Below are 14,440 nucleotides of genomic sequence, written 5' to 3'. Positions count from 1 at the left end.
TTAGGGAGTCGGATTTTAGAGAGCCATTTGCATTTGCTAGATTTGAGCTACCATGCTTTCTTCTCGACTTCCTAAAGATCTTTCTCCGTCGCCGTTCTTTGCTGAACTGGAACGCGCAAAAGCCGATGTTCTTGCAGAGTGCGCAAATTCGGATGCGCTTCCGTTTATCGACATGACTGTGAGCTCGCCTGTGAAGGCTGGCTTGCCGGTGGATTTGGATGATGCGGTCGATGAAGGCCGTAAAGCTTTTGGCAATTGGAATCCCGATGCTGCGGGTTGGAAATCAGCTCGCGAGGCGGTGGTGGAGTATTACCGTGAACGCGGTGGTAATTTTACGGCAGGACAGATAATCCTTACCGCAAGCACGAGTGAAGCTTATTCCGTGCTATTCAAGACCTTCTGCGATCCGGGCGATGTGATTTTAACGCCGATGCCCGGCTATCCGCTTTTGGATACGCTTGTGCAGCTCGAACATCTGGAATGTGCTCCGTACTTCTTGAAGATTAGACGAGAGGGCGCACGTTCCCATAATGACAAAATTGCTGCAAAAAACAACGTCATTCTGAGCGGAGCGAAGAATCCAGTAAAATCTGGTTTCCGCTTTGTTTTGGATTCCGATAGCCTCTTGGCGGCGCCGGAACGCGCGAAAATCTTGTTGCTTGTTTCGCCGCATAACCCTACAGGTCATTGCATCTCGCGTGAAGAATGGAACGAGGCGGTGCGATTCTGCGAAGAGAACAACATGATTCTCGTCGTCGATGAAGTCTTTGGTGATTATGCGTTCTCGGATAAAGTCTCGCGCACTTGGCAATATGTTTTCGCGCCTTGTCATCCTGAGCGAAACGAAGTGGAGTCGATATACGAAACTAGTCAACTTGTTGACTTAGTTGAGTTAGGTTCGAAGGAGCAGGATCTCTGGGATGCGGGCGGAGGTGACTTTATCAACCTTCCAAAAGATGGACCGAAGTGCCCGATTTTCTGGCTGAACGGTCTCAGCAAGGCCGTGGGCTCGCCGCAGCTAAAGCTCGGCTGGATGGCGTTCTACGCCCCTCGCGAAAATTTCGAAGAAATTCGCGCGGCTCTTGAATTCGTCGAAGACGCATACTTGAGCGTTTCTGCGCCAGCGCAGGCTCTTGGCGCATCTCTGCTTAAACTTTCCGAAGCTTACGAATCTAAAGTTCTTAACCGCTTGCAACAGAATTGGCAGACGCTCCGCGAAGCGTTTCCGTCCAAGTATTGCCCCGAAGTTCTCGGCGGCTGGTACGCCGTTGTGCGTCTCGGCGATGACGACGAAGAACTCACGCTCCGCGTGCTTCGTGAAAAGCATGTGCTTGTGCAGCCAGGCTTCTTCTTTGACTTTGACGAAGATGGCTGGGTTGTGATGAGCTTGTTGCAAGACCCTGCGATTTTCAAAGAAGCGATTGAACGTATTAAACAATAATGCAAAAAAGCCCGCGCATCTTGCACGGGCTTCTAAGTTCGATCAAATTGCTTCGAGTGCCGCGCACTCTTGCTATGTGCGGCGAAGCCGCTTTAGTAATTATTCACCTTGAATGTCTTTGTTGCATTCTTGGACATAACCTTGATAATCTGCATGCCTTTATTTCTGAGGCTCACATTCAGGCTTGTTCCTTTGCTTGTGAACTCCTGTTCAAGCTTGCCGCTCAAGCTGAAAATTTGAACTTTGAACGGGGTGTTGTTTGCACTGCTGATTTCGAGCGATGACGAATTGCGGATGACGTTGAAAGCCATTGTGTTCAGCATGCGTCCGCCAATGATGCTTTCTTTTCCTGAAGAATCAGGTTTTTCTTCTGGAACTTCAATATCGCTTCCGACTTTTTTGACCGGGGCGCGCTTGCTCAAGATGTAGCCGAGAGCGCCAACGAGCGGTGCGTTCAAGTCTACGCAAACTTCGTTCACCTGCCAGTTTGCGGTAGAACCGTTGTGGCTGCCACTCGTGAAGTCGCCTGCAATCATGCCGCCCAAAAGTTTGTTCTTTTCAGGAGGATTGCCTGCACCATTGACGTCGCGACCTGGATCTTCGTTGCCATAGTAACCGCGATGGTGCGGCCTGCTCGGCGCCTTGGCTCCGTTGCGATCGAAACCGACAACGTAAGATTTCTTGTTGCTGTTGTCGCCGAGGAGGTATGCGATATTCTTTTCGATGGCTTCGTCGTAAGAATCGTCTTTTGCAAACTTGGAATAAAGGGCATAAAGGAATGCGCCGCCAGATGGTGTGCGTGTAGAGAACTTGCCTGGACCACCCGTTTCTTTATTGTAAATACCCTTGCTGTCTGTCTGTTCCAGGTACATTCTGTCGAGGTAGCCTACCGCTCCAGAAAAGTCTGCAGGCGGATGGAAATTGAAAGTGTATTCGCCCATAATGTTAGAGAGCGGACTTGCATCAGAATAGCTAAAGCGGGAGTAGCTATTCTTGTCGAAGTCGATCTTGTCGTAGAAATTCTTGGCTTCGGTCTTGTAAGATTCATCCTTGGTGGTACGGTAGAGTTCTGTTGCCGCAAGGAACGGACCGTCTTCCCAGATGCCGTTCCACCAGCTGCTTTCATAGAATCCCTGGGAATTTGTGACGCCCTTGTGCTTTTTGGCGTAGGCAAATGCAGTCTTTGCTGCCTTCAGGTATTTTTCGCGGGCTGATTCATCGGGATCGATTCGGGCCATCACGGCGAGCATTGCTGCGGCCATACCCGGTGTATAAGCATCGTTTGCGTTACCTGTAATTTCGCGCGGTTCGCCACCGTCGCCAGTTCCGAGCTTAGTCATGGCACCGGCGGTCACCCACTTGTTGTGGTCTTGGTTGCCGTTGCCCTTCACGGTCACAAAGTTGTTTTCGTCAATGGCAGCCTTGACCCAGAAATCGGCTTCGTAGCGGAGTTCTTCGAGAAGATCGCGCACGTCGTTTGGCTTGCCACCCTTGCGGGTATAATCCTTGCTTGCCTTGTAGTCGGTGTAATCACCGGTGTAGAGGTCGTAAAAACCTGTAGTAAATTCTGCAAATGCGAGTGCCAAAACGTAGGAGGAGTAACCCTGGGACTGGCCATACATCACGTGGTCACCACAGTCGAACCAACCGCCGCTTACGTCTTTACCGTTATATTTTTCGTTTGTAAAGCTGGTGGGATTATTTGTTCCGTCGAGGATCCAGTTCGGACCCTGACCAGAACGCTGGGCTCCATAGAAACGGGTCGTCATCCATGCGGCTTCGATGTAATCGTCATCGCTCAAACCGGCATAGCTATCCGTGAATGCGAGGCCAAATACAGCAAGGCCTGCTAAAAAAGTCTTTTTTAACATTGTCATCCTCTAAGGTTTCCCATCCACACTCTAGCGTCCACAATATAAAATTTTATTGGAAAATTTCACGCAAAATAAAATTCACCTTTCGTGAAAGCGACAAAATGCGTCTTTTATCAGATTTTTCAATGCAACGAAAAAATATGTTGCGAAAAATTGACAATTGCTGTATATTAATACTTGGTGTGGGGCTATTTGTTAGCCCGTTTTTGTGGTGGGATGTTTTATGAAACACGTAGTTTCAGTTTTTGCGTGTGCAGGCCTTTTTGTTGTGGCCAACGCACAAGTTTCTCTTCAGACAGCCTCTGGTGCTTTAGAATCGGCCTATGCCGAATGGGCATCTGATGGTTCCGATAGCTACAACGTCTATTATTCGGGCGCTGGTGCAAACGATGTTAAAGTGGATGCCCAGCTCATCCGTAAATACGGTTCCAAGTACCGTGTGGACGTGGTCGGCCTCAAGGCCGGTAGCTACACGCTCAAGGTCGCGTCTGTAAAAGGCGGCAAGGAAACCGCTTCGACAACCTCGAAATCTTTGACGGTCAAAGCTCATGACCGAGCTGGTTTTGCGTTCAGCAATGGCCGTGTTCCGGGTGCCTACAAGGCTGACGGTACGCTCAAGGATGGTGCCGCCGTGATTTATGTAACCGAGAGTACCAAGAATTCGGTGACGATGGATGTGACCATGAATGCCAAGGGCACAAAGAATACTTGCAAGAGCTTTCAGGGCATCTTGAATTGCTACAAGAAGGGCTACGAGACGACTCCGCTCGACTTGCGCTTCATTGGCAATGTGACGGATTCTGATTCGCTTGTGCAGGGCGACATGATGATTGATCTCGGCAAGTCCGAAACGTCCTACGTGACGGTGGAAGGTATCGGTAACGATGCAACCGTAAACGGCTGGGGCATTCGCATCAAGAATGCTCAGAATGTGGAAATCCGCAACCTGGGCCTCATGAATGTCGATTCTGACGAAGGCGACAACATCGGCTTGCAGCAGAACAACCAGTACGTGTGGGTACACAACAATGATTTTTTCTACGGCCATGCTGGTAGCGACAAGGACCAGGTCAAGGGCGATGGCGCCTTGGACTGCAAGATGTCTTCTTTCATCACATTCAGCTACAACCACTTCTGGGATAACGGCAAGTCGAACTTGCTTGGCCTCAAGGAAGGGACGAGCGAAGGTTACTATATCACGTATCACCACAACTGGTACGACCATTCCGATAGCCGTCATCCGCGTGTGCGTTACTACAGCGCCCATGTCTACAACAACTATTACGATGGCAATGCCAAGTACGGCGCAGGTTCTACGCTCGGTTCGTCCGTGTTCATGGAAGCAAACTACTTCCGCAATTGCAAGTATCCGATGATGACCTCGTTGCAAGGGACCGACGTCTATGCAAGCGGAACCAAGCGTGATCCGACAAACAACGGTACGTTCAGCAAGGAAGCTGGCGGTACAATCAAGGCTTACAACAATTATATGGAAGGCTCTTACACGTTCATTCCGTATGGTGCAAGCAAGTATTTTCTTAAAGGCAAAGAAACTGCAATTGGCGATATTGATTCCAAAGCTGACTTTGACGCTTACGTTGTAAGTAATCGCAATGATCAGGTGCCGTCTAGCGTAAAGTCCTATTCGGGCGCAAATACCTACAACAACTTCGATACGGACAAGTCCATCATGTACAGCTACACGGCGGATTCTCCGGAACAGGCTGTAGCGAACGTTCGTGCCTATGCTGGCCGCTTGCAGGGGGGCGATTTCAAGTGGACGTTTGACAATTCTGTTGATGACGCCTCCTCAGACGTGAACCAGAAACTCAAGGACGCACTCATGGCTTACAAGGGAAGTAACGGCGAAGTGATGGAGTATTCTTCCTCTTCCGTCACCCAGAGTTCTTCATCTTCTTCCGTCAGCCTGAGTTCATCGAGCGAAGGATCCAGTGAAAGTTCCTCTAGCGTCATTCCGGACCCCGATCCGGAATCCTCAAGCTCTTCGGAATCGCCGAAGTCTAGTTCCAGCAGCGAAAAGGTCGAAAGCTCGAGTTCTTCTCAAACGACTGGGATTGCAAATGTCATGCCGGCGGTGTCTCGCGAGATTTTCTACGATTCCCGTTCTGCACACCTTGTCATCGGAACTTCCGACGTCTCCCGTTTGGATATTGTCGGTATCGACGGCCGCCGTGTCAATATTGCTGGCCTTAAGAACGTAGGTGACGCCCGAGTTGTGGACTTGAGTGCGCTTCGTGCAGGCGTCTATATCGTACGCTTCAAGACCACTCTTGGCTTGCGGACCATGAAGTTTGCAAAGAACTAGTTGTTGGTTTCTGGTTGCTGGCCGTTAGTCTTTGGTTGAAATAGCTCTTTTGGTGACAATAAAAAATATTGACCAATAACTACTGACCATTGACTAATGACCAATAGTTTTTTTTCTGTAAAATTTTCTATCCCAAATAGCCTTTTTTGAATGAAAATCAATGTTTCTAAATAAATTACATCTATTTTCCCCCATAATATTTATCTTTCGCTTGGGATTATATGGTTGCGGAGATTGGGTGAACCCAAAAGGATGTTTATGAAAAAAGTCTTCGCACTTTTGACTTGTGCTGCCGTAACTTCTGCTATGGCAGTCACTGCAAGCCGTGTTGGCCCTGTGAGCACATACGGTGAACTCGTCGCAAATGGTGGCAAGCTTTCTGGTTCTTGCCCGGAATACTCTCAAAAGGCTGTTCAGGTCAAGGGTATGAGCCTCTTCTGGAGCTCGGGCAACACCTATTCTACCGACTTCTACTCCGAAAAGGGTATCAACCGCCTGGTTGACGACATGGGTATCGAAGTTGTGCGCTTTGCTCTCGGTGCAGCAGACGAAAAGTTCAATAGCTCAGGCCGTTCTTACACGACGGGTGGAGAAGGCTTCCAGAAGGCTTTGCTCAAGTCCGTAGTGAATGCTGCTGTCGATAAGGACATTTACGTCATCATTGACTGGCACATCGAATCTTCCGAAGGCTTTACTAACGATGCTGTCAAATTCTTCGAATATGCTGCTAAGGAATACGGTAAGTACAATAACGTGATTTTCGAAATCTGGAACGAACCGACCGGTAGCATGGATGCCGTGAAGCAGCATGCCGACCAGGTGATTCCGGTTATCCGTAAGTATTCTGATAACCTCATCCTCGTGGGCAGCCCGGGATGGTCGAGCCAGCCGGACGCTTGCGCTAACGCAGGTATCAACGACAAGAACTATGGTTGCACGCTCCACTTCTACGCAGCAACGCACAGAATGGGCGATGGCGGCTATAACAAGGCTGCCGAATCTGCAATGGGCAAGGGCGTTCCCGTGTTCGCTACCGAATGGGGGACAGTCAATGCCAACGGTGATGGCCAGCCGGATGAAGGCTCCAGTAACCAGTGGGTAGAATGGATGGCTCAGAAGGGCGTGTCCTGGACGAACTGGAACGCTTCTGCTATGAACGAAACTTCTGCTGCATTTGCTAACGCCATGTTCGAAAATGGTTTCACTTACACCAATTCTGGTAAGTATGTGAAGGGCAAGCTCGGTGGCGCTTCTTATAAGGATTGCGGCCTCCAGAATGGTGATGCCGAAGAAGAATCCGGCTTCTCTACGGGTGTCGCAAACGGTGCTACGACTTCTATCCTCGATGACATGGAAGATGGCGACCGTTATGGTTACCTCGGTGGTGCATGGGCTGCTGTCGAAGATCAGGAAAACGGTGGCGCAAGCTCCATTTCTAACGAAAAGATCAAAGACGATTTCGGCAACACGACTTACAAGGTTGTCTATCCGGTCAGCGGCGATAACAAGAATACGTCCAAGTATGTTGCCGCTCTTAAGGATGTCAAGATTGGTAAGGGTTCTCTCTCTTACGGTCCGTACATCAAGATGTTCCTCACGCTCTTGAAGGAACCGGCTAAGGATTCTCCGAAGGCTTATGCAGACTTTGCAAAGTGCAAGACTATCAAGTACAAGTACAAGGGTGCAAGCCACAACTTCGCTATCGAAACGACCGACGTTACTGACTACAACTATCACCGCGTGAACAAGGATGCATCTGAAGGTTGGAAGGAAGTCGAAATTACGACGGACATGTTGAAGCAGGAAACATGGGGTGACGATTCTCGCTCTAAGCCGATCAAGATGGAAAATGCAACACGCCTTTCTTGGGAAATCAAGGGCCTCGAAAAGTATCCGGACGAATTGAACCAGCCCAAGTATCCGTACCTCTACATCGATGACGTGAAGTGCGATGGTCTTTCCTTCACTGCTGTTAGCGGTGGCGCTAGCGATACGCCGAAGTCTTCTTCTAGTGCTGCTGTTGGCCAGAGTTCTTCTTCTGTTGTTGCTGGTTCTTCTAGCAGCGTCATTGCTCCGACTTCTTCTAGCGCAATTGTTCCGGGTTCTTCTTCTACGGTTGTTGCAAAGACTGTTGTGGATATCGACGATGTCGAAGATCTTGACGAAGTTCTCAAGACGACTGGTACCTGGTATGCTTACACGGATAAGGAACCGGGTGGAAAGTCCTCTATTTCTAACGTCTATGACCAACAGCTTGGTGGCTATGTGGTTGTTTTCCCGGGTACGGAAGATCAGACGAATGGCACTAAGGGCTTTGTTGGTTTGAAGGACATCAATTGGGATCAGGGAACCTATACCGAAGCTCCGTTTGTGGCTCTTGGCCTCAATACGAATGCCGATACCTCCAAGGGTATTGACTTGAGCAAGTGCGGTGCTATCAGCTATCGTTACAAGGGCTCCGCTCATACCTTCAAGGTTCAGGACGGTTCTGTGACGGACTATGCTTACCACGAATATCAGCTTGATGATTCCCAGGTTTGGAAGACCTTGGTTATCAATGTCGAAGACATTGTTCAGCCGAACTGGACTAATGACCCGAAGGACCTCAACTGGGGTGCTATCAAGAAGATGGCTTGGGAAGTTGTTGGCTACAAGGGCGTTGTTTATCAGCCGAAGATCAACTATCTCTATGTGGACGACCTCAAGTGTGTCGAAGCGAAGGTTGGCATCAAGACAGTTGCTCGCGCTGCTAGCGGTATCAAGTTCGGTATGAACGGCAACGTTTTGAATGTGAACTTCAACAAGGCTGGCAAGGCTCGTGTCCAGGTCTTCGACCTTATGGGCCATGTCGTTGAAAGCTTCAGCGAAAATGTGAATGCCGGTGCAAGCCAGTTCTCCCTCAAGAACTTGAGCAATGGCAACTACGTTGTTCGCGTGATGATGAACGGCGCTGCAAAAACAGCCCGTATCTCCATCAAGTAAAGACTGATGCGCTCCTTTGCGGAGCGCTTAAGTAACCATCAAAATGCCCCGGACAATAGTCCGGGGCGTTTTTTCAGTCTCGTCATCCTGACGCCGAAGGCGGAAGGATCTAGTAAAGTTTAGCGATTGTGTCATGCCCGCCACCGAGCTCTTTGATCACTTAGTGCTTCAGCACTTATGTGAGCATGATCCGCGTATGGGGAGGGCATCTCCCTAAACACTCCTTATTGCAAATCGCGTTGCAATACTTCGCACTTCGCTTTTGCCCATTGGGTTCGATGCCTTGCTTATCGCAAGGCATCTATGACAAGGGAGGGCTCACGCCCTCCCTAAGACCTACCTTTTCCCAAAGCACAACGGCATTTATTCAAGGTTTCTCTGCAATACTTCGCACTTAGCCTTCGCCCACTCTTCAAAAGTATCATCGGCGAGGTGGTCCTTCGCTTCTTGCATCAAGTGCAAGTAGAAGTGCAAATTGTGGATGCTCGCGAGCGTGTAGCCGAGCGATTCGCCGGCGTGGTGCAGGTGGCGCAAGTAAGCACGGCTGAAGTTGCGGCAGCAGTAGCAGTCGCAATTCGGGTCTACCGGCTTGTCATATTCTTCGGCGTGGCGGGCAGCCTTGTAGCGGAGTACGCCTTCGCTTGTGAAGAGCATGCCGTTACGGGCGTTACGCGTCGGCATCACGCAGTCGAACATGTCGACACCGCGTCCGATCAATTCCAGCAAGTTCCACGGCGTTCCGACGCCCATCACATAGCGCGGGTGGTCTGTAGGCAAGTAGTCGGTGCAGAAGTCGGCAATTTCGTACATTGTTTCGGTCGGTTCGCCGACCGAAAGCCCGCCCATGGCATAGCCATCGGGGCCGAGTTCTGCGATGCGTTCGATAGCCTGTTTGCGCAAATGCGTGTGCATGCCGCCCTGGATAATGCCGAAAAACTGCTGGTCGTAACCGTGGATTGGCGGGTGTTCCTTGAGCCATTCCATTGCTTCGGCGGTCCAGCGGAGCGTGTAGTTTAAGCTGTGTTCCGCTTCCTTGACCGTGCTCGGGTACGGTGTACATTCATCGAGCGCCATGATGATGTCCGCGCCGATTTCGCGCTGGGCGTTCATCACGCTTGCCGGGCTAAAAAAGTGCTTAGAACCGTCCAAAATGCTTCGGAATTCCACGCCTTCGGGCTTGATCTTGCGAAGTTCCTTCAAGCTCCACACCTGGAATCCACCGCTGTCCGTAAGCACAGGGCCGTCCCAGCTCATGAACTTGTGGATGCCACCTGCGGCAGCAATCTTTGGCGTTGTGGGGCGCAAGTACAAGTGGTACGTGTTTGCGAGGATAATCTGGGCCTTGATGTCTTCCTTGAGTTGTGCGGGCGTTACAGCCTTTACAGTCGCTTCGGTGCCCACCGGCATAAAAATCGGCGTTTGGATGTCGCCGTGGTCGGTATGCAAAACACCCAGACGGGCCTTGGATTTCTTCGACGTCTTTTTCAGTTCAAAACGGTTCATGGTCGCAAATGTAGAATTTTATGAAATGGATGTGAAGACATTTTTTATGCTCTGTCATTTCACTTCGTGACCTGACTGCTGCGGCTCGGCAATAAGAATGAGTATACTCATTCTTACTGCACTCGCCTTGCTTGTCATTCCCGCCCCTGAGCGGGAATCTCCCTTTTCGCAGAAATGAAAAAAGACTCGATTTTCATCGAGTCTTTTTCTGCGGTCGGACAGACTTGAACTGTCATGAGATTGCTCCCACTAGCACCTCAAGCTAGCGTGTCTACCAATTCCACCACGACCGCGTGGTCCTTAGCGGAACGAACACAAAGATAGTATAATTTTTTGATTTTGGAAACTCTTGTTGCAAAAATAATTGAATTTTTTTTGACGATGTCACCCCGGATTTATTCCGGGGTTGGCGTACGCATTTTTAGTTGCGTTTTAAACTAAATAAAAAAGACTCGATTTTCATCGAGTCTTTTTCTGCGGTCGGACAGACTTGAACTGTCATGAGATTGCTCCCACTAGCACCTCAAGCTAGCGTGTCTACCAATTCCACCACGACCGCGTGGTCCTTAGCGGAACGGCACAAATTTAGTTTAAATGTTTGATCTTGTAAAGGGGGGTGCGCGCATTTTTATCATTTTTTTGCGCGAGGGCTTGACCTTAAACCCCTTCAACGAGCTTGTCAAACACTTGTCCGCGAACTTTGTAGTTCTTGAACAGCCCAAAGCTTGCGCATGCAGGACTCATGATGACCGTTCCGCCTTCGCCAATGTTCAAACTGTCTGCAAAAGCATCTTCGAGCGTGGGGAAGATGGCGGTCTTGATTCCTGCTTCATCTACGCCAGCCTTTTTCAAGTCGGCGAGCATGCGTTCTGCGGTTGCGCCAATCAGCGCTACGCGCTTCAGATTCGGGCGATCTTTCACCAAGATGTTCGAAAGTTCCGTGAAGTCGGCGTTCTTTTCCGAACCGCCAAGAATCAACGCAAACGGGCGCTTCATGCTGCCGGTCGCTGCAATCGTTGCGTCCGGACGTGTGGCGTAGCTGTCGTTGTAGAATTCGATGCCGCGCTTTTCGCCCTTGAATTCCATGCGGAAGGGGAGTGTCTCGTAGCTCTTGAGCGCTTCGAACGCGTCGGCGACTTTAACGCCCAAAGCTTTGCAGGCGAGCGTTGCTGCAGCCATGTTTTCGAGCTGGTAGATGCCGCGCACTTTGCAGTCGGCGAGGTACAGCGTCACGCCGTCAATCGTAAGTGTAGCGCCGTCAATTACGGCGTCTCCGTCTCCATTGCTTGCACCATCGGCGAGGCTTACGGCGTACTTTGTCTTGGCCGGGCTTTCCGATGCAATCTTTGCTGTCGGTTCTGCGTCTTTCAGATAAACGCAAGTGCCTTCACGCTTTTGCCAACGCACGAGATTTGCCTTTGCATCGCGGTATTCTTCAACGCTCTTGTGCCAGTCCAGATGTTCCGTCGAAACTCGCAGTACGACGCCTACATCCGGTGATACAGATAAAGTCATAAGCTGGAAGCTTGAAAGTTCCAAGATGCTGATGCGGTCCGGAGTCTCGTCTTCGAGTAAGTCCAGAGCCGGTACGCCGAAGTTTCCTCCAATGGCGTTTGCCTTGCCGCACTTGTCTAAAATATGCGAAATCATGCTCACGGTAGAACCCTTGCCGAGAGTCCCCGTGACACCCACAGTTGCTTTAGATTGAGTTTGTTCTAAAAACAGCTGAATCTGGCTTGTCATGAGTCCGCCGTTCATCTGAAATTGGAACAGCTCCTTGCTCATCGGATAAACGCCTGCCGAACGTACGACCGTCACGCAGTCCTTAAGTCCGTCCAAATAATTTTCGCCACTGCAAACCTTGACGTTCACGCCTGCGGGCACATCCGGGAGTGTCACCGGATTTTTGTCCATCACGACGATGTCCTTGACACCTTCGCGGAAAAGGTAACGCAACGTGCTCTGGCCCTCAACGCCAAAACCCAAAATTCCAACCGGAGAAACGAGTGTGTTTTGCATATAACCTCTGAAAATGATCGCAAGTCCTTAGTCTTTAGTTGATAAGTTAATGACCAGAGACCAATGACCAACGACTAATAACTAACGACTAAAATTTAGCAACCCTTACCGCAAATGGGCGCCTATCCCTATCATGATATGGTTTAAAAGTTGTTTGATTAATTTGTATAGAATTACTTAAAATGCAAAAAAGAAATCCGCCCCGACAAGGGCGGACTTCTGAATGCGGTTTGACCGACTTGAAATCAAGTCAATCGAAACTTTTACTTCGCGGCTTTCTTCTTGCCTTTCTTTGCCTTAGGAGCTTCAGCCGGAGCGGCCGGTGCAGCTTCAGTGGCAGGTGCCGGAGCGGCGGGAGCAACAGCTGCCGGAGCAGCTTCTGCCTTCACTTCAGCGGCAGCCGGTGCAGCAGGAGCTGCTTCAGCCGGAGCGTTGAAAGTTGCCGGGAGAGCCGGAATTTCCGGAACAGCCTGTTCGGAAGCGTTTTCGCGAGTAGCCTTCTGCATGGTGGATTCTTCCACAACTTGATCCTGCTTAGCCGTGATGAGGCCGAGAGCGAAAACCACGATGAAGAAAATCACAGCAACGACACGGGTCAACTTCTGGATGAAGGTCGCTGCGCCGGCGGTAGAAAATGCAGATTGCGAAGTCATGCCACCGAGACCTGCCAGACCGCCCATCTTGTCATTCTGAACGAGAACAAGAAGAGCAAGGAAGAAGCAGAGAAACACGTGGAGGACGATCAATACCCAAAAGAGAGTTGTCATTTGTGACGTTCCTTTCGTTAAAAGTTACTTGGCTTCAGCGGCGTCGATGATTGCCTTGAAGGTGTCAGCCTTGAGACCTGCACCACCGATGAGACCACCGTCGATGTCCTTCTGAGCGAGGAGGCCAGCAGCGTTTGCACCCTTCATGGAGCCACCGTACTGGATGCGCATGCCTTCTGCAACAGCTTCGCCGTAGATTTCCTTAACAACGGAGCGGACATAAGCCTGAGTTTCTTCAGCCTGTTCGTCGGTAGCGGTAACGCCAGTACCGATTGCCCAAACCGGTTCGTATGCGAGAACGCACTTTGCAGCGTCTTCAGCAGAAACGTCCTTGAAAGCGCCCTTGACCTGGAGGCCGAGAACTTCCTTGAGGATGCCGCCGTTGCGCTGGTCGAGAGTTTCACCGATGCAGATGATCGGCTTGAGGCCAGCTTCGAGAGTCTTCTTGACCTTGAGGTTCACGGTTTCTTCCGTTTCGTGGAAGTACTGACGCTGTTCGGAGTGACCGATGATCACGTATTCAGCACCGATTTCCTTGACCATGTCGATGGAAACCTTACCCGTGTATGCGCCCTGGTCCTTCCAGTGGATGTCCTGGATGGCGAGCTTCACGTTCGTGCCCTTAATAACGTCTGCAACCTTAGCTGCAGCGAGGTAAGTCGGAGCGATGACCACTTCAGTCTTCTTCACATCCTTAACGGCTTCAACGATATCCTTAGCGAGCTGAACGGATTCGCTAACGGTCTTGTTCATCTTCCAGTTACCAGCAATGATATACTGACGCATAATTAACTCCTTGAGAGGTTTAAAATTTAACGCGCGTAAATGTAGAAAATTTTTAGGGGATTCGTCATCCCTGCAATATGAATTGTCATCCTGAACCCGTAAGGGGGACGGATACAGTGCCTATTTTAAACCGGGCATATAAAAAAAGCCCCTTGGCGGTTAAACCAAGGGGAGCAGTTTTATTTAGTTCATGGTCAATAGTTATTGGTTATTAGAATAATCTCCGCGGCATTGCCGCCAATACAAACTAAAGACTATTGACTATAGACCAATGACCAAAACTAGTGTTCGTAGTTGCTCGAACGGCTAGAAGACGGCGGAGGAGATCCACCATAGCGGTCGCCTTCGATCTTGTCGAGGACGAGTTCTGCTTCGTAGCCTTTCAGACGGGCCTGTTCCGGAGCCTTCCAGAAGAGGCGGGTGATGAGCTTGCCTTCACGAGTGAAGTATTCCCAAACCTTGCCGTCGGCAGTTTCGTGGTCGGGTGGTCCCCACAGGAGGTTGACCATATCGGTCGTCATGCCCTCTTCGATATAGCCTTGCTTGAAGGTGTTCTGCAAGTGCTTGTCGATGCCCATGCTTTCCTTGGAAATGAAGTACTCACGTTCGTATTCGTTCTGGCCAACGCCGCGTTCAATCAGCACGGGAGAGGAATACTTGTTGTTTGTACATCCAAAGAGCATGAGTGCACCAAGGGATAGTATGCACAGATGGGAAAATTTCATTGGATCTCCTTGTATTC

The 14,440-nt window shown here is 50.1% G+C and carries 9 protein-coding genes and 2 tRNA genes; 3 read left to right on the top strand and 8 right to left on the bottom strand.

All coding sequences use genetic code 11. The features are described 5' to 3' along the window. Nucleotides 1–52 precede the first annotated feature (52 nt). Nucleotides 53–1,441 carry a pyridoxal phosphate-dependent aminotransferase gene (locus B7990_RS06380; RefSeq protein ID WP_088640173.1) on the top strand — a complete coding sequence of 463 codons (1,389 nt, stop codon included), beginning with the start codon at nt 53–55 and terminating at the stop codon, nt 1,439–1,441. 92 nt (nt 1,442–1,533) lie between these two features. Here the strand turns inward: B7990_RS06380 and B7990_RS06375 are convergent, their stop codons facing one another. Then, nucleotides 1,534–3,312: a glycoside hydrolase family 9 protein gene (locus tag B7990_RS06375; RefSeq protein WP_176407222.1), complete on the bottom strand. Its 1,779-nt coding sequence runs from the start codon at nt 3,310–3,312 to the stop codon at nt 1,534–1,536. Nucleotides 3,313–3,538: 226 nt separating this feature from the next. Here B7990_RS06375 and B7990_RS06370 point away from each other — a divergent pair, with 226 nt between their 5' ends. Both B7990_RS06370 and B7990_RS06365 read left to right on the top strand, forming a co-directional pair. Next, a complete protein-coding gene (locus B7990_RS06370; RefSeq protein ID WP_088640171.1) occupies nt 3,539–5,641 on the top strand; it encodes a pectate lyase in 2,103 nt (700 codons plus the stop codon). A gap of 258 nt (nt 5,642–5,899) precedes the next feature. After that, nucleotides 5,900–8,623, top strand: a complete 2,724-nt coding sequence (locus B7990_RS06365) for a cellulase family glycosylhydrolase (RefSeq protein WP_254917364.1) — start codon at nt 5,900–5,902, stop codon at nt 8,621–8,623. A gap of 363 nt (nt 8,624–8,986) precedes the next feature. On the opposite strand, the gene tgt is transcribed toward B7990_RS06365, so the two are convergent. The 7 genes from tgt to B7990_RS06330 all read right to left on the bottom strand — a co-directional run bounded on the left by tgt (nt 8,987) and on the right by B7990_RS06330 (nt 14,423). Continuing rightward, nucleotides 8,987–10,126 carry a tRNA guanosine(34) transglycosylase Tgt gene (gene tgt, locus B7990_RS06360; protein ID WP_088640169.1) on the bottom strand — a complete coding sequence of 380 codons (1,140 nt, stop codon included), beginning with the start codon at nt 10,124–10,126 and terminating at the stop codon, nt 8,987–8,989. A 209-nt stretch (nt 10,127–10,335) separates the two neighbouring features. Then, nucleotides 10,336–10,419: transfer RNA gene (locus tag B7990_RS06355), tRNA-Leu, on the bottom strand. A gap of 182 nt (nt 10,420–10,601) precedes the next feature. Then, nucleotides 10,602–10,685: transfer RNA gene (locus B7990_RS06350), tRNA-Leu, on the bottom strand. Nucleotides 10,686–10,783: 98 nt separating this feature from the next. Next, entirely contained in the window at nt 10,784–12,145 is a 1,362-nt protein-coding gene (murD, locus tag B7990_RS06345; RefSeq protein WP_088640168.1) for a UDP-N-acetylmuramoyl-L-alanine--D-glutamate ligase, read from the bottom strand. A 263-nt stretch (nt 12,146–12,408) separates the two neighbouring features. Beyond that, on the bottom strand, nt 12,409–12,912 hold the full coding sequence (gene secG, locus B7990_RS06340) for a preprotein translocase subunit SecG (RefSeq protein WP_088640167.1): 504 nt from the start codon (nt 12,910–12,912) through the stop codon (nt 12,409–12,411). Between the two features lie 24 nt (nt 12,913–12,936). After that, a complete protein-coding gene (tpiA, locus tag B7990_RS06335) occupies nt 12,937–13,698 on the bottom strand; it encodes a triose-phosphate isomerase (RefSeq protein ID WP_088640166.1) in 762 nt (253 codons plus the stop codon). A 281-nt stretch (nt 13,699–13,979) separates the two neighbouring features. Continuing rightward, nucleotides 13,980–14,423, bottom strand: a complete 444-nt coding sequence (locus B7990_RS06330; RefSeq protein WP_088640165.1) for a hypothetical protein — start codon at nt 14,421–14,423, stop codon at nt 13,980–13,982. Nucleotides 14,424–14,440: the final 17 nt, after the last annotated feature.

The organism is Fibrobacter sp. UWB4 (assembly GCF_002210345.1).
Classification (GTDB): domain Bacteria; phylum Fibrobacterota; class Fibrobacteria; order Fibrobacterales; family Fibrobacteraceae; genus Fibrobacter.
Note: the sequence above shows the minus strand (reverse complement) of the source record. Positions and strands in the feature narration are given on the sequence as shown.

Bases quoted from the DNA above. Each gene is read 5' to 3' on its own strand.
- secG (WP_088640167.1), bottom strand. From the start codon at position 12,912: ATGACAACTCTCTTTTGGGTATTGATCGTCCTCCACGTGTTTCTCTGC.
- tgt (WP_088640169.1), bottom strand. From the start codon at position 10,126: ATGAACCGTTTTGAACTGAAAAAGACGTCGAAGAAATCCAAGGCCCGT.
- B7990_RS06375 (WP_176407222.1), bottom strand. From the start codon at position 3,312: ATGTTAAAAAAGACTTTTTTAGCAGGCCTTGCTGTATTTGGCCTCGCA.
- B7990_RS06370 (WP_088640171.1), top strand. From the start codon at position 3,539: ATGAAACACGTAGTTTCAGTTTTTGCGTGTGCAGGCCTTTTTGTTGTG.
- tpiA (WP_088640166.1), bottom strand. From the start codon at position 13,698: ATGCGTCAGTATATCATTGCTGGTAACTGGAAGATGAACAAGACCGTT.
- B7990_RS06330 (WP_088640165.1), bottom strand. From the start codon at position 14,423: ATGAAATTTTCCCATCTGTGCATACTATCCCTTGGTGCACTCATGCTC.
- B7990_RS06365 (WP_254917364.1), top strand. From the start codon at position 5,900: ATGAAAAAAGTCTTCGCACTTTTGACTTGTGCTGCCGTAACTTCTGCT.
- murD (WP_088640168.1), bottom strand. From the start codon at position 12,145: ATGCAAAACACACTCGTTTCTCCGGTTGGAATTTTGGGTTTTGGCGTT.
- B7990_RS06380 (WP_088640173.1), top strand. From the start codon at position 53: ATGCTTTCTTCTCGACTTCCTAAAGATCTTTCTCCGTCGCCGTTCTTT.